The 18,773-nt window shown below is 59.4% G+C and carries 17 protein-coding genes; 5 read left to right on the forward strand and 12 right to left on the reverse strand.

What is annotated here, in order from left to right:
• The first annotated feature begins 9 nt into the window (after positions 1-9).
• The gene (gene fabA / locus QC816_RS14680) at positions 10-525 is read left to right on the forward strand and encodes a 3-hydroxyacyl-[acyl-carrier-protein] dehydratase FabA (RefSeq protein ID WP_066319005.1); all 516 of its coding nucleotides are present in this window, start codon (positions 10-12) and stop codon (positions 523-525) included.
• A gap of 12 nt (positions 526-537) precedes the next feature.
• Positions 538-1,755 carry a beta-ketoacyl-ACP synthase I gene (gene fabB, locus QC816_RS14685; protein WP_085917586.1) on the forward strand — a complete coding sequence of 406 codons (1,218 nt, stop codon included), beginning with the start codon at positions 538-540 and terminating at the stop codon, positions 1,753-1,755.
• A gap of 75 nt (positions 1,756-1,830) precedes the next feature.
• Here fabB and QC816_RS14690 read toward each other — a convergent pair whose 3' ends face one another.
• From QC816_RS14690 to QC816_RS14705, 4 genes are all read right to left on the reverse strand, one after another.
• Entirely contained in the window at positions 1,831-2,559 is a 729-nt protein-coding gene (locus tag QC816_RS14690) for a lysophospholipid acyltransferase family protein (RefSeq protein WP_085917585.1), read from the reverse strand.
• Positions 2,556-3,446: a sugar nucleotide-binding protein gene (locus QC816_RS14695; RefSeq protein ID WP_309782999.1), complete on the reverse strand. Its 891-nt coding sequence runs from the start codon at positions 3,444-3,446 to the stop codon at positions 2,556-2,558. The genes QC816_RS14690 and QC816_RS14695 overlap by 4 nt, the downstream gene beginning before the upstream one ends.
• Positions 3,447-3,491: 45 nt before the next feature.
• A complete protein-coding gene (gene ssb / locus QC816_RS14700; RefSeq protein ID WP_066318997.1) occupies positions 3,492-4,055 on the reverse strand; it encodes a single-stranded DNA-binding protein in 564 nt (187 codons plus the stop codon).
• 71 nt (positions 4,056-4,126) lie between these two features.
• A complete protein-coding gene (locus QC816_RS14705; protein WP_199284431.1) occupies positions 4,127-5,506 on the reverse strand; it encodes an MFS transporter in 1,380 nt (459 codons plus the stop codon).
• A gap of 192 nt (positions 5,507-5,698) precedes the next feature.
• On the opposite strand from QC816_RS14705, the gene uvrA reads away from it, so the two are divergent.
• Both uvrA and QC816_RS14715 read left to right on the forward strand, forming a co-directional pair.
• Entirely contained in the window at positions 5,699-8,542 is a 2,844-nt protein-coding gene (gene uvrA / locus QC816_RS14710; protein WP_199284430.1) for an excinuclease ABC subunit UvrA, read from the forward strand.
• A gap of 140 nt (positions 8,543-8,682) precedes the next feature.
• Positions 8,683-9,426 (forward strand): Crp/Fnr family transcriptional regulator, encoded by a 744-nt coding sequence (locus QC816_RS14715; RefSeq protein ID WP_085917581.1) that lies wholly within the window; start codon positions 8,683-8,685, stop codon positions 9,424-9,426.
• 85 nt (positions 9,427-9,511) lie between these two features.
• On the opposite strand, the gene QC816_RS14720 is transcribed toward QC816_RS14715, so the two are convergent.
• Positions 9,512-10,291 (reverse strand): ribonucleoside-diphosphate reductase, encoded by a 780-nt coding sequence (locus QC816_RS14720; protein ID WP_309783005.1) that lies wholly within the window; start codon positions 10,289-10,291, stop codon positions 9,512-9,514.
• Between the two features lie 60 nt (positions 10,292-10,351).
• Positions 10,352-12,463, reverse strand: a complete 2,112-nt coding sequence (locus QC816_RS14725) for an adenosylcobalamin-dependent ribonucleoside-diphosphate reductase (RefSeq protein WP_309783006.1) — start codon at positions 12,461-12,463, stop codon at positions 10,352-10,354.
• 194 nt (positions 12,464-12,657) lie between these two features.
• On the opposite strand from QC816_RS14725, the gene QC816_RS14730 reads away from it, so the two are divergent.
• The gene (locus QC816_RS14730; RefSeq protein ID WP_309783089.1) at positions 12,658-13,233 is read left to right on the forward strand and encodes a hypothetical protein; all 576 of its coding nucleotides are present in this window, start codon (positions 12,658-12,660) and stop codon (positions 13,231-13,233) included.
• A 6-nt stretch (positions 13,234-13,239) separates the two neighbouring features.
• Here QC816_RS14730 and QC816_RS14735 read toward each other — a convergent pair whose 3' ends face one another.
• The 6 genes from QC816_RS14735 to flhF all read right to left on the reverse strand — a co-directional run bounded on the left by QC816_RS14735 (position 13,240) and on the right by flhF (position 18,770).
• Entirely contained in the window at positions 13,240-13,920 is a 681-nt protein-coding gene (locus tag QC816_RS14735; protein ID WP_085917578.1) for an OmpA/MotB family protein, read from the reverse strand.
• A gap of 5 nt (positions 13,921-13,925) precedes the next feature.
• Positions 13,926-14,744: a motility protein A gene (locus QC816_RS14740; RefSeq protein ID WP_085917577.1), complete on the reverse strand. Its 819-nt coding sequence runs from the start codon at positions 14,742-14,744 to the stop codon at positions 13,926-13,928.
• A 95-nt stretch (positions 14,745-14,839) separates the two neighbouring features.
• On the reverse strand, positions 14,840-15,541 hold the full coding sequence (locus QC816_RS14745) for an RNA polymerase sigma factor FliA (RefSeq protein ID WP_085917576.1): 702 nt from the start codon (positions 15,539-15,541) through the stop codon (positions 14,840-14,842).
• Between the two features lie 30 nt (positions 15,542-15,571).
• On the reverse strand, positions 15,572-15,979 hold the full coding sequence (locus tag QC816_RS14750; RefSeq protein ID WP_199284424.1) for a flagellar protein FlhE: 408 nt from the start codon (positions 15,977-15,979) through the stop codon (positions 15,572-15,574).
• A 65-nt stretch (positions 15,980-16,044) separates the two neighbouring features.
• Entirely contained in the window at positions 16,045-16,602 is a 558-nt protein-coding gene (locus QC816_RS14755) for a hypothetical protein (RefSeq protein ID WP_309783009.1), read from the reverse strand.
• On the reverse strand, positions 16,599-18,770 hold the full coding sequence (gene flhF, locus QC816_RS14760; RefSeq protein WP_309783011.1) for a flagellar biosynthesis GTPase FlhF: 2,172 nt from the start codon (positions 18,768-18,770) through the stop codon (positions 16,599-16,601). Before flhF ends, QC816_RS14755 begins: the two co-directional genes overlap by 4 nt.
• Between the last annotated feature and the right edge of the window lie 3 nt (positions 18,771-18,773).

Below are 18,773 nucleotides of genomic sequence, written 5' to 3' on the forward strand. Positions count from 1 at the left end.
AACGATTCAGTGACCAAGCAACATTCCTTTGATCGCGATGAACTGCTGGCCTGCTCGCGCGGCGAACTTTTTGGCCCGGGCAATGCCCAACTGCCAGCACCCAACATGCTGATGCTTGACCGCATCACGCACATTCACGAAGCAGGCGGCGAGTACAATAAAGGCGAGCTGATTGCCGAATTGGATATCACACCCGACCTGTGGTTTTTTGATTGCCATTTTCCCGGTGACCCGGTCATGCCAGGCTGCCTTGGGCTTGATGCCATGTGGCAGTTGGTTGGCTTCTACCTGGGCTGGCTAGGCCACCCCGGCCGCGGTCGCGCACTCGGCTGCGGCGAAGTGAAGTTCAGCGGCCAGATACTTCCCGACGCGCAAAAAGTAACTTATCGTATCAACATGAAGCGTATTATTACTCGTCGGCTGATTCTGGGCATGGCCGACGGCACCGTCTCAGTAGACGGTCGTGACATCTATCAGGCTAATGATTTGCGCGTTGGCCTATTCACCTCCACTGCGAATTTTTAACAGGAGGCTCCCATGCGACGAGTGGTAGTCACCGGCCTTGGCATTGTGTCGTGCCTGGGCAACGACCAACAACAGGTTCTTGAGGCGCTCAGAAGTGGCCGTAGCGGCATTCGCTTCAAAGAAGACTATGCTGAACGTGGCTTTCGCAGCCAGGTTGCAGGCAGCGTTGATATTGACCTTGAATCGCTCATTGACCGCAAACTGCTGCGCTTTATGGGCGATGCAGCGGCTTATGCGTATATTTCCATGGCACAGGCCATCGAAGACGCCGGCCTCCCTGATGACCAGGTATCCAACGAGCGAACCGGCCTGATTGCAGGTTCTGGCGGCGCCTCGAGCGCCAACCAGGTTGAAGCCGCTGACGTGCTGCGCGAAAAAGGTTTGCGCCGTGTGGGCCCCTACCGCGTTACCCGCACAATGGGCAGTACCGTGTCGGCCTGCTTGGCAACGCCGTTCAAGATCAAGGGCGTCAACTATTCGATTTCGTCGGCTTGTGCGACATCGGCGCACTGCATTGGCAGCGCCATGGAGCAGATCCAGCTCGGCAAGCAGGACGTGGTCTTTGCTGGCGGTGGCGAAGAGGAACACTGGACACTGTCCTGCCTGTTCGACGCCATGGGCGCTCTTTCCACTCACTATAACGCGTCGCCCGACAAGGCATCGCGTCCTTATGACCAAGCTCGTGACGGCTTTGTGATCGCTGGCGGCGGCGGCATGCTGGTGCTCGAAGAACTGGAGCACGCCAAGGCACGCGGCGCCAAGATTTACGGTGAGTTGGTAGGCTATGGCGCCACGTCTGACGGCTACGACATGGTGGCACCTTCTGGCGAAGGGGCGACTCGCTGTATGCGCCAAGCCATGGCGACCGTTGAGGGTGATATTGACTATATCAATACCCACGGCACATCAACGCCGGTGGGCGATGTGGCCGAGCTCAAAGCGGTTCGCGAAGTATTTGGCAATTCAACACCGGCGATGAGCTCGACCAAATCGCTGACTGGCCATTCACTGGGCGCGACCGGCGTGCAGGAAGCCGTCTACTCGCTGCTTATGATGCAGCATGGCTTTGTGGCCGCCTCGGCCAACGTGGAACAGCTCGACGAGCAGGCCGACGGTTTCGATATCGTCACCGAACGTCGCGACGGCGTAACGATCGACCGCGTCTTGTCCAACAGCTTTGGCTTTGGCGGCACCAATGCCTGCCTGGTGTTCCAGCGCTACGCCGAGTAATCTCTGGTAAGCACCATGAAAACGCCCCCTGTGGAATCCACAGGGGGCGTTTTTTATGCTCAGCGCATAAGCGCGTTATTGCGGCCTTGGCACATCCGATATATCGATCAGTTGGGTCTCTATCCACGCCTCGACATCGGCCAGTACCTCATCCGAGGTTCGCCCCGCGGTTTCGATCGGCTCGCCAATACGCACCCGCAGCACGCCCGGACGCTTGACCCAATGGCGCCCTGGCCAACGCTCTCCCGCATTATGGGCCACGGGGATGACCGGCACCCCTGCACGACAGGCAACCACGCTACCGCTTTTGTTGTAACGCCTGCGCTCCCCCGGCTCAACCCGGGTGCCTTCAGGGAAAATCAGCACCGAAAGCCCCGTGTTCAGCCGCGAGACGCCCTGGCTCAGCACCTGTTTGATAGCCCGTGCCGGTTTGGAACGGTCCAGGCTGATCGGGTGTAGCAGACGCAAGCCCCAGCCAAAGATGGGTAGGCGCAGTAATTCTCGCTTCAACACGGTACAAACAGGCGGTTTCATCACCTGCAGAAAAACCGTTTCCCACTCGCTCTGGTGGTTTGCCTGAATCACACAGGGCCCGTCAGGCAGGTGATGCGCGCCCTGAATGTCGTAACGCACACCACAGGCGATGCGGAACCAGAACATCAGAAAATAATTATATAAATTGAGCAGGCGATAGCGCCCGGCCAGAGGTAAAAAAGGCGCGATCGGCAGAAACAATACGCCAATCACCAACAAAGCGGCAAAATATCCCGCGTAAAATACCACGCTGCGAACCACTTGCTTCAAGACGACGCTCCTGTGCCGTCGACACCCTTTTGATCACGCGTTAAACACCAGGCATCGAGCATGCGCCCAACCTCCAAACGCCACGGCTTTTGATGGACACCAAACACGTTGAGCACGCGGCGGCAATTCAGCACGCGCCGCAGTTTGGCATCGTGATGATGCTTCAATGCCTTGACGTCGCCTAATGTCACTTGCTCGCCACGACCTTCAAGGTGGGTCAACAACTGGGTTCTTACCATGGAGGTAAAGGTAAAAGCGCTCACCGGCTCAGTGCCTGCCAGGTGATAGGCGCCCCAGGCGTTCGCCCCGCAGGACTGCTGCTGGAGCATGCCGATCAGTGCGAGAGCCACGGCATCTGCCGAGGTAGGGCAGAAGATGACGTCTTCCGCCGCGCGCACGCTGTCACCCATGACCAGGCTGTCCAACAGTTCGTTGAGCCACGCATGACTGCCCTCAAGGGCAAACAGCGGCCCCAGACGAACAATCAGATGGCGCGCGTAATCAGCACGGATACGATTGCCGGTTTGCACCAGACGGCGCAGGCTCTCATCACGAGGTGCCGGAACGACATGCTCATCGATGGCGACGTCGAAACCGTCTTCGTAGAGCTGATCAGACACACACCAGACGAGCGCCACGTCTTCTGCGCGGCAGGCCTCAAGGCAGGCCTCAACGGCGTCGGCGTGCTCCATAACGGCGGCGGGAGCCATGTTCAAGGGGTGCGCCAGAGGCGGCATAATCACTGCATCCGGCGACACCTCGCGCAGGCGCTCGGAGTTCACTCGCGTCGTTGGCTCAATCACCAGCTCAGTATCTGAGCGGCGATTGGTTTCGCGCGCCAGCGCCAGACTCAAGCAGTGTCCCGCATCGAGTATCAAAAGCTTCAAGACGGCCTGTCTCCCTTAACCATCACTCGCGTCATTGAACGTCACTTAGAACGGAATCTCATCGTCGAAATCATCGAAATTGCCGGGGTCAGGGGCGCCATACTGGTTGTTTTGCTGGCCTTGGGGCGGTGCGGGCTGGTTTTGCTGGGGCGCTCGCTGCGGCTGGTTAGCGCCTTGTCCGCCGTATTGGTCACCCTGAGGCGGCTGGGGTTGGCCACCCTGCCCACCTTGCGCATAGTTATTGGGCGCCCCGCCGCCCTGGTAATCACCGCCGCGGGAATCAAGCATCTGCATGTCATTGGCAACGATTTCAGTGCTGTAGCGGTCCTGACCATTCTGGTCCTGCCATTTGCGGGTTTGCAAACGACCTTCGATGTAAACCTTGGAGCCTTTCTTGAGGTATTGCTGGGCAATTTCGGCGGTTTTGTTGAACATCACCACCCGGTGCCACTCGGTGCGCTCCTGGCGCTGGCCACTCTGGCGATCCATCCAGGTATCAGTGGTGGCCAGATTAAGATTGGCAACCGCTGTCCCGGAGGGCGTGAACCGTACCTCAGGATCCTGTCCGAGGTTGCCGATCAAGATAACCTTGTTAATGCCGCGAGCCATAAGGCGCTCCTTTCAATTGATATCGATAAACGTCGACAGCGTCCCAGCGACGCACTATTACCCCGCCCCTCTTACGATTTCGGGGGTGTTACCAGCTTAGCAAGCGCTGCTTGATCAAGCTGCTGTCGATTGACCTTCAAATACGCTAGCCGCTCTTCGGGCACGACCATGACATCCTCGACGCCTGCCACGCCCGCCAGGTGATCAAGCAGCACGTCCATAGTATCGCCCTCGGTGTCACCCAGTGCCACCACCTCACTGCTCAACGGCGGTGGCGATGGCATATTCAGCATCGCGACCCACCATAATAGCGCCAGCAGCGCACAGCCGAGAAATACTGCGTCCAGACCGCCGACCGTTGCCAGCACGCCCCCCAGGGTACCGCCGAGAAATGCCCCCAGGAATTGGCTGGTGGAATAGACACCCATGGCAGTCCCCTTCGCCCCGGCCGGTGCGAGCTTGCTGAGCATCGAGGGAAGGGTCGCTTCCAGCAGGTTAAAGCCGGTAAAGAAAATAAACAGCCATGGAAATAACCAATAGCCTTCAGAAACGGGCAGTCCCAACCCCGCCAGGCTGACCGCAATGGCGCCTATCGCCAGCAAACAGATCCGCGTCATGCGCTGGTGCTTCTCGGCCATAATCATCAGCGGCAGCATGGCGATAAACGAAAGCCCCATGATCGCCAGGTAGGCCAGACCATGATGCGCCGCACTGATACCCGTCTCAATCAAGCGAAACGGCACGGCCACAAAAATCGCCATCAGCACAAAGTGCAGTGCAAAAATCGACACGTCGAGTCGCCAGAGCTCCGGGCGTGACAACACGCTTCTCAACTGCCGACGATCCATGCCCACATCGCGGTGCTGGACACGGCGCGGCGCGGGAGGCACCCAGCGCCAAAGTACCATCAAGCCCAGCAGCGTCAGCAGCACCGTCATCCAGAACACACCGGCAAGCCCTGCCCACGCAGCCAGCCAGGGCCCAATCACCATGGCCAGCGCAAATGCCACGCCAATCGATAAGCCAATCGTTGCCATCGCCGCGGTACGCACCTGCTCGCGGGTCTGGTCCGCGAGCAGCGCCATGATAGCCGCGGCCACCGCACCACTGCCCTGCAAGGCACGACCGACAATCATTGCACCGATGGAATCAGCGAGCGCCGCCACCACACTGCCCAGGGCAAACAGTACCAGGCCGAAGGCAATCACGCGTTTGCGGCCAATCCGGTCAGACCATAAACCAAAGGGGATTTGCAGCAGCGCCTGGGTCAGTCCATAGATCCCTAGCGCCACCCCCACCAGCAGCGGCGTCGAACCTGCCAGACCGTCGGCATACAGCGCCAACACGGGCAGCACCATGAAAAGCCCCAACATACGAGACGCGTATAGACCCGCCAGGCCGCTGATGGCACGGCGTTCAGAGGCCAGTAACAGTGCAGACACCTTGCGCATAAAACCCTTGGGGTGGTCCTTGGGGTGATGATCGTCGATGGTAAATGCCCATAGGGGCTTGGATAGCCGCCCATTCTAGCGCGTTGGGTGATTCAGCGAAACGCCATCAACCCGATGCCAAGTGAAACCGCTTTGCCGGGAGGGCACAGAGAAACGTATAATCACGCTTTTGCCGCGCGATTCGAGGTGTTGATGGACAGCATTCTGGTCAGGGGTGCCCGCACCCACAACCTCAAGCAGATCGATGTGGAACTGCCCCGCAATAAGTTGATCGTGATTACCGGCCTTTCCGGTTCGGGTAAATCATCGCTGGCGTTCGACACCCTTTACGCCGAGGGGCAGCGCCGCTATGTGGAGTCGCTCTCCACCTACGCGCGCCAGTTCCTGTCGATGATGGAAAAGCCCGATGTAGATCACATCGAAGGGCTGTCACCTGCGATCTCCATTGAGCAGAAGTCCACCTCGCACAACCCGCGTTCGACGGTTGGCACGATTACCGAAATTTACGACTACCTGCGCCTGCTGTTTGCCCGTGCGGGCACGCCACGCTGCCCCGAGCACGGTGAGGATCTGGAAGCCCAGACGATTTCGCAGATGGTCGACCAGGTAATGAACCTCACCGAAGGCACCAAGCTGATGCTGCTTGCCCCGGTGGTCAAAGGCCGTAAAGGCGAGCATTTGCAGCTGCTGGCAGAGTTGCGCGCTCAAGGCTTTGTGCGCGCGTTGATCGATGGACAGGTGCTGGAACTGGACGACATCGCTCCGCTGGACAAGCGCAAAAAACACGACATCAGCGTGGTGGTCGACCGTTTCAAGGTGCGTGACGACCTCGCTCAACGCCTGGCCGAATCCTTTGAGACCGCGCTGAACCTGGCCGACGGCACCGCCATGATCCACTTCATGGACGGTGGCCACGAGGATATCGCCTTCTCGTCGCGCTTTGCCTGCCCGGTGTGCGGCTACTCGCTGGCAGAGCTCGAACCGCGCATGTTCTCGTTCAATAATCCGGCCGGTGCCTGCCCCACCTGCGACGGGCTGGGTGTCCAGCAGTACTTCGACCCGGCCAAACTGATCAGCCACCCTGAGCTGTCCTTGGCGGAAGGTGTAATCAAGGGCTGGGACCGGCGCAATATCTACTACTTCACCCAACTTCAGGCGTTGGCCAAACACTATCGCTTTGAACTGGAAACGCCCTGGAATGAACTTGCTCGCCACGAGCAGGAGATTATTCTCAACGGCAGCGGCGATGAAACCATTCCGTTTGTCTATGTGGGTGATCGCGGCCGCAAAGTGACCCGCGAACATGCGTTTGAGGGCGTACTGCCCAACATGCAGCGCCGCTACCGGGAAACCGAATCCAACATGGTCCGCGACGACCTGGCCAAGTATATCGCGGTACAGCCCTGCGCGACCTGTAGCGGCTCTCGTCTGCGTAAAGAATCACGCCATGTGTATGTCGACGACCGCAACATTGCCGATATGGTGCATTTGCCCATTGGCGACGCGTGGCGCTACTTTGCCAACCTGAGCCTGCCGGGACGCAAGGGTGAGATCGCCGACAAGATCGTTCATGAAATTCATGCACGGCTGGAGTTTCTGGTCAATGTGGGCCTGGATTACCTTAACCTGGAACGCAGCGCCGACACCCTCTCCGGCGGCGAGGCACAGCGCATTCGCTTGGCCAGCCAGATTGGCGCAGGCCTGGTCGGGGTGATGTATATTCTCGATGAGCCTTCCATCGGGTTGCATCAACGCGACAACGACCGGCTTTTAAAGACCCTGGAGCGACTGCGCGACCTGGGCAACACCGTGATCGTGGTCGAGCACGACGAAGATGCCATCCGCGCCGCCGACCACGTGCTGGATATCGGGCCCGGAGCTGGCGTCCACGGCGGCGAAATTGTCGCCCAGGGGACCCCGCAAGACGTCATGGACAACCCCAAGTCGCTGACCGGCCAGTACCTTTCCGGCACGCGGGAAATCGCCGTACCGCCCTACCGCATTCCCGGCAATCCGGAAAAGCAGCTCATCGTGCACGGCGCCACCGGCAACAACCTTCAGGACGTGTCGCTCTCGCTGCCGCTGGGGCTATTTGTCGCCATTACGGGCGTGTCTGGCTCGGGTAAATCAACCTTGATCAACGGCACCCTGATGCCCATCGCCGCCCGGGAATTGAATCGCGCCACCTCACTTACCCCTGCGCCTTATCAGAAAATCGAAGGGCTCGATCAGCTGGATAAAGTGATCGATATCGACCAGAGCCCGATTGGGCGCACGCCGCGCTCCAACCCGGCCACCTATACCGGCATTTTCACGCCTATCCGCGAACTGTTTGCCGGCACCCAGGAAGCCCGTTCGCGAGGCTACAAGCCCGGCCGGTTCAGCTTTAACGTCAAGGGCGGGCGCTGCGAGGCCTGTCAGGGCGAAGGCATGATCAAGGTCGAGATGCACTTCCTGCCCGACATCTATGTGCCCTGCGACGTGTGCAAGGGCAAGCGCTATAACCGTGAAACGCTGGATATTCATTACAAGGGCAAAACTATCCACGAAGTGCTGGCCATGACGGTGGAAGATGCCCTGGAATTCTTCAGCCCAGTGCCGGCCATTGCCCGCCGCCTGCAAACCCTGCTCGACGTGGGCCTGTCCTATATTCGCCTGGGGCAAAGTGCGACCACGCTTTCCGGTGGTGAAGCTCAACGAATCAAGCTCGCCCGCGAGCTGGCCAAACGCGATACCGGCAAAACGCTATATATCCTCGATGAGCCGACCACCGGCCTGCACTTTGAGGATATTCGCCAACTGCTGACGGTACTTCACCGCCTGCGCGATCACGGCAACACCATCGTGGTGATCGAGCATAACCTGGATGTGATCAAGACCGCCGACTGGATTATCGACCTGGGGCCTGAGGGAGGCTCGGGAGGTGGCCGAATCATCGCTGAAGGCACGCCGGAGCAGGTCGTCAAACAATCGACATCGCATACCGGACGCTTCCTGGCACCGTTACTGAAACGCCAACAGCCCGCGTCCGCCTGATGGTCAACCATGGTGGGCTTGCGCGCGCTGCTGCCACGCTGCGAGACTCATACGCTAAGCATTTTTAATCGGCGTCGTTTATAGTAGCGATCGATTGGATCATCGATTTTGTGCGAACATCATTTAAGGGGTCGTTAGCCGTGGGCCAAGAAAAAAGCTGCATCATTAAGCATTTCAGCCACTACTCCTCGCTTAGTGAAGACGAAAAGCAACTGCTCATCTCGCTGGAGGATAGTCCCACCGACATCAAGGCAGGCACGCTACTCTGGGAGATAGGCGACCCGGCCAATGAGTTCTGTACCCTGAAAAGCGGCTGGGCTTACTCGTATCGCCATCTGGAGAACGGCGACCGCCAGATACTGGAAGTCTTTTTGCCAGGCGATATCATTGGACTGCGTGAGTTTGCCTTTAACCAGCGTCTCGAGAACGTGCGCATGATCAACGACGGGGTTATCTGCCATTTTCCCCATCGCCGCATGCTCGAGCTATTTCGCCAGTCGCTACCGTTAACCTCGGTCATGTTCGCCATCGGCAGTCGTCAGCAAGCATTACTAACCGAACGGCTAGTCAACATTGCCCGGCGCAGCGCCCGCCAGAAAATGGCTCATTTTCTTCATGAAATGTATTTACGGCTGCGCCAAACAAACGACGATATCAGTGGCCAGTTCCGCTTACCGCTTTCCCAGGAGCAGTTGGCCGATATCCTGGGTTTGAGCCCGGTCCACGTCAGCCGAACGTTCAGCGCCCTCAGCGAGGATGGGCTGGTCTTCCGTGATCGGCATAACGTCACGATCCCGGACCTGGACGCCCTCTCGGTAGAAGGCGAGTTTGACGACGCCTACCTGACCGATAATGTGCGCCCACTGTTTGATGCCGCGGGCTAGACCCTACCTCCTCGTCTCCCCAACAAGCAAAAAACGCCGCGGGCTGACTAAGCTCGCGGCGTTTCTCATACGGCGATGACGCTTATTAGCCGCACTTAGACCAGCCACACCCCGCGTAACAGGTCGGGCAGCCATCCATCATGATCAGCTCACCGCGGCACTCCGGGCAGTGGCCGACGACCGCCGGTCCGCTGGCCTGGTCAGTGGTCGACGCCGCCTGACCGATGGGCTCGACCGCCCCGCTGCCGGCCTCGTCGGAGGTATCATCCACGGGGGGCTGCCAGGCGTGGCCGTGCTGCATACGATGCGCGTACCGCTCCACCAGGCTTTCCACCGGCACCTGGTTGCCGTCCTGATCCAGAAAGCCCCGGCGATACAGAATCTGCTGGATCGACCAGGCAATAGCAGCCACTTCGGAATCGTGGAACATGGGTTTGTTCCAGCGGTTCATGCCACAACGCACCAGCCCCTTATCCCAGGCAACCTTGCGTAGGTCCGCGACCGCCTGGGTGACATAGCCGCCCCGCGCCGCCAGTGACAGGCTACGCATGGTAGCCGTAATCCATTGGTGTTCGCTGGAAAGCTGCCCGGAGGGGAAGAAAAACTCCACCGGCCGCTCGATGATCACGCGTTTGCCGCCGACCACGCCTTCCACCGGCATGAAGGACACCAGTAGATAAACTTTTTTGCGGCCTTCAGCGCCCACGTAGGAAATCTTTTCCGAGACGGCCTCCAGCGTGCCTTCCGGGCGCGACGGAATGCGCACCGTCAGCGGGTCTTCCTCGGGCAGAGTTGGGTTGGGCGCCGTCGGCTCCTGCTGTTTGATACGGTAACCGACGATCTTTGAAGTAATTTCAACAGTCATAACGTTCTCCACTTAGCAAAGGTGTGCATTGGCTGTGCGTGATGGGGCCGCGTCCAGGCATCACCATTTGCCGTAAGTGCCTTCTTTCAAGCCATCAAACAGGTTGGCGGCATTGTGCTCTTCACCGTCGTAGATCACTTTTTCATCGCCGGCCAGTTCGAGGGTTTCACCGTTCTCGAGCTCAAATACATAGGTAGTGTTTTTCAGGTCATCCTCACGCACCAGCACGCCCTGGAAGGCTTCCGGGTTAAAGCGGAAGGTCGTGCAGCCTTTCAGGCGGCTTTCATAAGCCTGTAGATACAGGTCCTGGAACTGTTCGAACGGAAATTCGGTGGGCACGTTAACCGTTTTGGAAATCGCCGAGTCGATCCATTGCTGGGCCGCCGCCTGCACCGCGACATGCTGCTCGGGGGTGACGGCATCAGCCGTAATGAAGTAGTCAGGGAGGTCACTGTCCACCGCATCAGCAGCAATAAAGTGGCGATAGGCTGCCAGCTCGAAGGACACAACTTCGACCTGCTCTTTGGTTTTCTTGCCAGACTGGATGATATTGCGGAAATAACGGTGCGAGAACGACGGCTCGATGCCGTTGGAGGCGTTGTTACCCATCGATAGCGAAATCGTGCCGGTCGGCGCGATAGAGCTGTGATGGGTAAAGCGAGCACCGTGTTCCGCAAGCTGCGCCATCAGTTCGGGTTCCAGCTCAGCCACCTTGTTCATGTACTGGCTGTAGCGGGCATGGAGAATGCGACCGGGCACCTTATCGCCCACTTCATAGCCGTCTTTGGCAAGCTGAGGACGCTCACGCATCATCTTCGGCGTGATCACGTGCTCTTCGGCAAGTACCGGCGCCATGCCTTTCTCTTGGGAAAGCTCTAGCGCCTGCTTCCAGCCTTCTAGTGCCAGGTGACGACTGACTTCTTCCGTGAAGGCCAGCGACGCCTGTGAGCCATAGGGGATCTTGAGCATGGTCAACGTCGACCCCAGGCCCAGAAACCCCATGCCATGGCGACGCTTGGCTTCGATTTCGCGCTGCTGCTGGGGCAGCGGCAAGCCGGCAATCTCGACCACGTTATCCAGCATGCGGGTGAAGATCGCCACCACCTTGCGGTAGCGATCCCAATCAAAGCGCGGCTGGTCACTGAACGGTTCAATCACGAACTGGGTCAGGTTGACCGAGCCCAGTAGGCAAGCGCCTTCCGGCGGCAGCGGCTGCTCACCGCAGGGGTTGGTGGCGCGGATATCTTCGCAGAACCAGTTATTGTTCATGCGGTTCACCTGATCAATCAGGATGAACCCAGGCTCGGCATAGTCGTAGGTCGAGGACATGATGGTGTCCCACAGTTCCCGCGCCTTGATCACCTCGACAATGCGGCAGGCCACACGGCCTTCATCGTCGACCGTGTAGCCGTCTTCAACTACCGGCCAGTCACGGTAGATGATGTCCTCGGCGCTGACGTCTTCTTTCTCGCCGGGGTGGAGCGGGAAGGCCAGCGGCCAGTCCGTGTTATGCTTGACGGCCTCCATGAACTCGTCGGTAATCAACAGGCTAAGGTTAAACTGACGCAGCCGCCCCGCTTCGCGCTTGGCCTGGATAAACTCACGCACATCGGGGTGGCCAACATCGAAGGTGCCCATCTGGGCGCCTCGGCGGCCGCCCGCCGAGGCGACGGTAAAGCACATCTTGTCGTAGATATCCATGAACGCCAGGGGGCCGTTGGTGCCCGCACCTGCACCAAACACAAAGGCGCCCTTGTGGCGCAGCGTGGAGAAGTCGTAGCCGATACCGGCGCCGGACTTGAGCGTCATCCCTGCGTCCACCACGGAATCCAGAATATCGCGCATCGAATCGCGGATGGTGCGCGACACGGTGCAGTTGATCAGACTTACCGCGGGCTTATAGGCGTCAGCCCCGGCATTGGAGAGAATACGACCTGCAGGAACCGCACCATTTTCCAGCGCCCAACGGAATTTGGGCAGCCACTCTTGCGCCTTGTCACCTTCTACATCCGCCAAGGCTTTCGCTACACGCTCGAAGGTCGCGCCCAGGTCCTGATCCACCGGTTGGCTATGGCGATCCTTCAGACGATACTTGGCATCCCAAATTTCCCGCGACGGCGCCTGCAGCGGGACATCGTTAGAGGTGTTCATAGCCTGGGTAGCAGTACTCATGTCGCGAAACTCCTTAGCGGCGGTGAAAATAGCACTTGGTCAAAGCGATTATACGAGGCAACCGGATGAAGTATAGCCCTGACTTTCCACTATATCGGCTGCTTTTTGATATTTTTTCTACCATATATAGAAAAATCAGCGCGTTAGCCTTTTGTCCCCGAGCATCAGACGATAGGCTAAGGGTTTTCCAGATGATGGGCCTGTTCATGCCGTTGATATCGCGTTTTCATTCCGCACTTGCTTACCCTGCACTTGGCGCGGCATTGGTGTTATCGCTGCCATCGGCTCATGCCGTGTCGTTTAACGTCGAAGACGACCAAACCCATGAGCATTGGCAGTCGATGTCATTGACCCTCGGTGACGAGCGGCATTTTCGTGCCGTGGAAGCGCACAGCTATTCCGATGCCACCTTGAGTATCAATGCCACCCAGGGCGTGTGCGACTTACCCTGGCTGGAGATGCGTGTCGAGCTGGAGGCCGCTCAGGGCGAAAGCCAAGCGGTTAATCAGGTGCCTGCGCGGCTACGCGTCGATGAGCGAGAGCGCATTCACAGCGTCGCCGAATTTATCACCGAGCGTGGCGATAACGGCTTTTATGCCCACTTTTATCTCAACGATATCGATCAATTGATCGCCGACATGAGTGTTGGTGAACAGGTCTTCCTGGGTTTTGATCAGGGAGATGAAGCCCCCTGGTACATGATATTCAGCCTGGAGGGCGCGGGAGAGGCACTGGCAAGGATGCAGCGCCTGTGCCGGGATGCGTCTTAGTAGGGGTTACTCCTGGGTTGGCGGTTGCCTGAGTACCAGTTCGACACGACGGTTGGCCGCCCGCCCCTGCGCCGTGGCATTACTTGCGATCGGCTGGGTATCGGCATAGCCAACGGCGCGCATGCGATCAACCTCGAGCCCCTGGCTATCCAGGTGGCGGACCACTGCGATCGCCCGTGCTGCTGATAGCTCCCAGTTGGAAGGAAAGTGCGAGGTCGCGATGGGCACGTTATCGGTATGGCCTTCGATCGACACCTGTCCATCAAAGGCGCTGAGCGTCTCGACAAGACTTTCGACAAGGTCACGGCCCTGCCCGGTGAGTTGCGCCCGGCCGCTATCGAACAACAGGTTGTCGTTGATGCGCAGCGTCACCCCTTCCCGCCCCTGGGAGACATCCACCCCGGGGATACTGACACCCTCAAAGCGTGGCTTAAGGCCGCTATGACGGGGCTCGATCCCGGCCGCCAGTGACGCCAGAGGCAGGTCGGCAATCGCGCCGGGAGATGCTTCAACGACGCTGGCTTGCGATCCGGCATCGTTACCGCCGGGTGGCGCCAGCGAGAGCAGCAAGACAAACAAGGTCAGCAACAGCGTCAATACATCCAGATAGCTGGTCATCCAGCCATCGTCGCCACTGTCCTTGGGCAGTGGCGCTTCCAATGTATGGCGGGTATCCCGGTCCAACATGCCGACTACCCCTTGGCGGGGGCGCTATTCGAGGCGCGCGGCTTCTTGACCTCCGGCTCGCGGATTTCGTCATGGTAATTGGCGACAAAGGAATTGAGCGTTTCTTCAATAAAGGAAGGTAACCGCCGCTTGGTAATCAGGGAGATCCCTTCCAGCACCATGTTCATGGTGATCAGGCGCTCCTCGGTGCGTCGCTCGAGCTTTACCGCGATAGGCTTGAACACCAGATTGGCCAGCAGGATACCGTAGAAGGTGGTCAGCAGCGCCACCGCCATGCGCGGGCCGATCACATCAAGATTGCCGGCGTCCATGACTTCCAGCATATTGACCAGTCCCACCAGGGTGCCAATCATGCCGAAAGCGGGCGCATAAGTGGCCATGGTGCGGAATATCTGGGCTTCCGCATGCTCACGCGCCTTCAGCCGCGCAATACGCCAGCGCAACATATCGAAGATTTCGTCTTCTTTGGTGTTGGCGATCACCAGTTGAATGCCGGTCCGCAAAAACGGATTACGGGTGTTTTCGAGCTCTCGTTCAACAGCGCGGACATCGCCCTTGAACCACAGCCGGGACATGGCCACCAACTCGTTGATATCATCACGCACGTAGGTGTTTTCGCGCCGGAAGACCAGCCCGACCAGACGCACCACCCGCAGCACTTCCTTGAGGGGATAGCTGATAAAGGTAGCGGCAAGTGTGCCCGTGACCACGATGGCGAGCCCAGGCAGGTTGAGGAAGCTATCCGGCGATTCGGCGGTGAAAAACAGGACGCTTACCAGCAACAGGATGCTGGCGAAAATACCGATCAGCGTCGATGGGTTCATGTCGTGCTCCTTAAAGCAATATAACGGGGCTTATCAGCACCGAGCGCTAAAACGTCAGCCAATCGCCGTTGCCCTGGCAGTGACGTCAAAAGACCCTAAACCGAGTCGTTTAACTTGGCGCGCAGACGGCTGACTGCCTGACTATGCAACTGGGAAACGCGTGACTCCGTGACGCCGAGAACAGCGCCCACTTCTTTCAGGTTGAGCTCTTCCTGGTAATACAGCGCCATGAGCAACTTTTCACGCTCGGGCAGCGCCTCAATGGCCGCCACCAGGGTTTCCCGCTGCTGGGCATCGAGCAAGTGGTCAAACGGCGAACTCACGGTTTCGCGATTATGCGGTTCGCTGCCATCCGCCACCAGCTCTTCAAAGGGCAGCAACTGCCCGCTATTGGTATCGTGCAATAGCTGCTGATAGTCGCCCAGCGGCATCTCCATGGCGTCAGCGATTTCCGTTTCTTCGGGGGGACGCCCAAGCGACTGCTCCAAACGCCTGACGGTTTCATCAACGGCCCGCGCCGAACGACGGACGCTGCGAGGCAGCCAATCACGAGTACGCAATTCGTCCACCATCGCCCCGCGTATGCGCTGACTGGCAAACGTCGCAAAGGTGGCCCCCTGAGTGGCATCGAAACGTCCCAGAGCTTCCAGTAGCCCCATCATGCCTGCCTGGATTAAGTCATCCAGCTCTATGCTGGCCGGCAACCTGACCTGAAGCGTCAAGGCCTGACGTCTCACCAGTGGCATGTACTCCGTCATCAGCTCACTTTGTTTGATCCTGCCTTGTGCTGTGTACATCCTATTGCCTCGCGGCTAAACCACCTGTGCTCACTGGTAATTCACTATCATCTGCAACCCTTTAACGCTAACGGGACGCTGCCCTGGGTTTAGCGCAAATTGAAAATGCAGGGGCGTTGTCGCACTTATGCCTGATAAAGCACGGGTCTCCCCACGCATGCCCGATAATGACACACAGCGCTCGGGGTGGCATAACCATGCCTGTAGCGCTGCCCCGGGCGCGTGTTGGTACTGCCACTGGACTCGCTCGATGACCGCCGCTGGCGTGGTAGCGCCCGCTGGAGGACGAACCGGTTCACTGCGACTGGCGCGGTCGCTCATGGTCACCATGAGCCCCGGCACTTGTGTCACCCAGCTGCTGGACGCTCCCTGAGCAAACGAACCGAGTCCCAGGGCTAGTACCAAAATGCTAATCGCATGACGCCAATAGCCTAGCATGCATCGTTCCTTCTCATGAGCGGATTAACCCCGATTATTAGACGCTTTACCGGCGTTAGCTGCCATTAGCGGGCCAGCAATAGCAATTCAGTGTCAAGATAGTGGCCGGCCGCTTGCTGCAGGTTGGCCAATAGGCCTTGCCTGGGCAGGTGAGGCTCGTGCAGTGCCAACAAGCGTTGCGGGCCGTTATGCTGCCGCAGCTGTTTCAATAGCTGGTACATGCGCCCAAATGCATCGGCATCGCTGCTGACCCACAACGCCCAGCGACGGTGTTGCTGGCTGAGCGTCGCCAGTTCAGGTGCATCCGGCATCACGATCCGAATATCCCAGTCGGCCGGATCCCCGGCCCAGGCTCGCCCTAGCGCGGCCCACTGGCCCAGGCGCGCGCTGACCTTGCGCACCTCTACCGGCCCATCGCCCGATAGCCCGGTGACCATTAACGGCGTTTTAGGCTTAGGCGGTGTGACAGGCGGCTCCATGGCCGCCGCGCTGGGCACCACGGGTGAGCGGTAGGCCATCGGCCCGGATGATTCCGTTACCTCGGGAGGCGCTTCATCGCCCCGCTGCTGACGCTGCAGATCCGCCCACTTGCGCAGCCCAGAAGCTTGGTCTTGTGCGCTCATGCCAGGCCCTCACGATTAACACCGCCCAGTTGGCGGATCGCATCACGGGCCATAAAGGCGTATACCAGCGCATCCAGCAATGCCGTATCGCGCCGACGGCGACGGCTGCTTAGCAGGTTCAGCACATCACCGTGCAATGCACCGGCGGCCTCGTCCTCGGCGCAATCAAGGTGCCCGGCAATGGCGGCAATGCCACTGGCCATCAACAGGCGCACTTCAGGGCTTACGTCGCCACTATCGGCGTCTTTGAGCTGCTGCCAGGCACGCCGTGTCAGCGCCGCAAGGCTTTCACTCTGCAGTTGGGTCACCAGCAGGCTCAGCACCTCATTGCCCAATCGCGCGGGGGTGAGCCAGTAACGGCGGGTGACCACTTTGGCGCTTTCGGGGTCACGGACTTCGCCATACCACGCCAGCAGCGCCCGCCCCTCTTTGTCGGTAACTTCGGCATAGGCCGTCCACAGCGCCATCGGCTGGCCACGGAAGCGCACATTGACGCGGTGATTGAGCGTACTCTCGGCAAACAGCTGGCGCAGCGCATAGCGTTCACCGTGCAAGTTTACCCTGAGTGCCGGGGGTGCCAGGCTGACCCAGGTCAGGTATTGGCGCTCTAACCAGGTCAACGCCTCGCTATCGGGTAATGACGGCAGCAGGTGCACGGCGACGCCATCGCGCTCGCTAAAGGTGGTCATGCGCGGTTGCCAGCCAGCGGGCTGGCGGTGCTGAAGCCAGGGTAGCGCCATCCAGGCGCCCTCGGCATCCAGTCCTATATCCGGCATCGCCCAATCGCAGCCGCGTTCATTGCGGCGGGGCGACCAGGCCATGCCCAGCATGTGTTGGGGCGGTGGGTACCCTTCCAGAAGCTCGTCCAGACGCTGATCCTGCAACACGCTGGGCAGGTTAGCGATATCCCAGACGCCTTCGAGACGCTCAAAGCCCACCATGCGCTCGCGCAGACGCGCAAACAGCGACGACAGACGGCGCCCCTGGCCCAGCACATCCCGTGACCAGCGGGGCATGCTGAGCGGTGCGGCGGATGGAGATCCACTGCCTGACCCGGCCGCGTCGGTATTCAGCGCCTGATCGACCAGGGTAGCCGGGTCCGCCACCGCCATATCTTCGGGGACCTGCTGACCATAGGAACCAAACAGCACGCGCATGCCATGGCGCATGACAATATCCAGGATAGGCGCCAAACGTCCCGCTTCGTCCTGCTTGGTGATGATGCAGTCATCCAGTTCAGCACCTGCCGCACGGGCAGCCTGGCGATAGCGCATCACCACTTCTTCCAACGTTTCCGGTTGGCTGGCGGCATTCAGCAGCAGTACCAACCTGACGTTGGAGCGACCACCCTGCAAGTGAGCGATCTGCTCGATGACCCGCTGGTCGCGCTGGCTCATGCCCACGGTATCGATGATGACCCACTGTTTGCCCTGCAGACGATTCAGCAGGTCGTCGATGGGTTGCTCCGCATCCAGCGCGTACATCGGGATATCCAGCAGGCGCGCGTAGATGCGCAGTTGCTCATGAGCGCCGATACGGAAGCTGTCGGTGGTCACCAGGGCGACGGGACGGGTCCCATGGCGCATGACAAAGCGAGCCGCGAGCTTGGCGGTCGTGGTCGTCTTGCCAACCCCGGTGGGCCCAACCAGGGCGACAATGCCCGTTTGATCGAAAAATTCGGGCTCATCCTGGAGCACGTCCAGTCGTGCCATCAGGCGCTCACGCAACCAAGGCAGTGCCTGCTCGCTGTCCGCACTTTGCGCCGACAGGAAGCCCGGCAGGTCCATCAGGATGTCGTCGGCAAGCTCGCGGCTGAAACCAACACCGCAAAGCAGCTGTCGCCAACGCTCTGTCCCGCTGGCGGTCGAGGCAGTGGGTGTTGTGCTACGGTCGGTTTGTTGGGAAGCAAGCAGCGAGCGCATATCCTGCATTTCGCGCAGTAAGCGCTCACTCATCGACTCCAGCGGATCCTTCGGCGCAGCCGGTGGCTCGTTGGCGGGAGGGGGCGAAGGCTCGAAATGATCAACGGCTTCGTCGGCCATGGCGAGAATTTCAACGCCGCCCTCAGTGCGCCGGTTCGCGACAATCAACGCGTCGTCACCCAGCGCTTCACGCACCTGGCGCATCACATCGCGACTGTTGGCGCCCACGAAACGTCTAACACTCATGTA

Origin of the sequence: Vreelandella janggokensis, from assembly GCF_031451615.1 — a bacterium.
In the GTDB taxonomy this organism is placed as follows: Bacteria; Pseudomonadota; Gammaproteobacteria; order Pseudomonadales; family Halomonadaceae; genus Vreelandella; species Vreelandella janggokensis.

Coding starts and splice junctions, on each gene's coding strand:
- QC816_RS14735 (WP_085917578.1), bottom strand. CDS start 13,920: ATGTTGGACCGGGATACCCGCCATACATTGGAAGCGCCACTGCCCAAG.
- flhF (WP_309783011.1), bottom strand. CDS start 18,770: ATGAGTGTTAGACGTTTCGTGGGCGCCAACAGTCGCGATGTGATGCGC.
- QC816_RS14740 (WP_085917577.1), bottom strand. CDS start 14,744: ATGAACCCATCGACGCTGATCGGTATTTTCGCCAGCATCCTGTTGCTG.
- QC816_RS14705 (WP_199284431.1), bottom strand. CDS start 5,506: ATGCGCAAGGTGTCTGCACTGTTACTGGCCTCTGAACGCCGTGCCATC.
- fabB (WP_085917586.1), top strand. CDS start 538: ATGCGACGAGTGGTAGTCACCGGCCTTGGCATTGTGTCGTGCCTGGGC.
- QC816_RS14745 (WP_085917576.1), bottom strand. CDS start 15,541: ATGTACACAGCACAAGGCAGGATCAAACAAAGTGAGCTGATGACGGAG.
- ssb (WP_066318997.1), bottom strand. CDS start 4,055: ATGGCTCGCGGCATTAACAAGGTTATCTTGATCGGCAACCTCGGACAG.
- QC816_RS14725 (WP_309783006.1), bottom strand. CDS start 12,463: ATGAGTACTGCTACCCAGGCTATGAACACCTCTAACGATGTCCCGCTG.
- uvrA (WP_199284430.1), top strand. CDS start 5,699: ATGGACAGCATTCTGGTCAGGGGTGCCCGCACCCACAACCTCAAGCAG.
- QC816_RS14750 (WP_199284424.1), bottom strand. CDS start 15,979: ATGCTAGGCTATTGGCGTCATGCGATTAGCATTTTGGTACTAGCCCTG.
- QC816_RS14730 (WP_309783089.1), top strand. CDS start 12,658: ATGGGCCTGTTCATGCCGTTGATATCGCGTTTTCATTCCGCACTTGCT.
- QC816_RS14755 (WP_309783009.1), bottom strand. CDS start 16,602: ATGAGCGCACAAGACCAAGCTTCTGGGCTGCGCAAGTGGGCGGATCTG.
- QC816_RS14720 (WP_309783005.1), bottom strand. CDS start 10,291: ATGACTGTTGAAATTACTTCAAAGATCGTCGGTTACCGTATCAAACAG.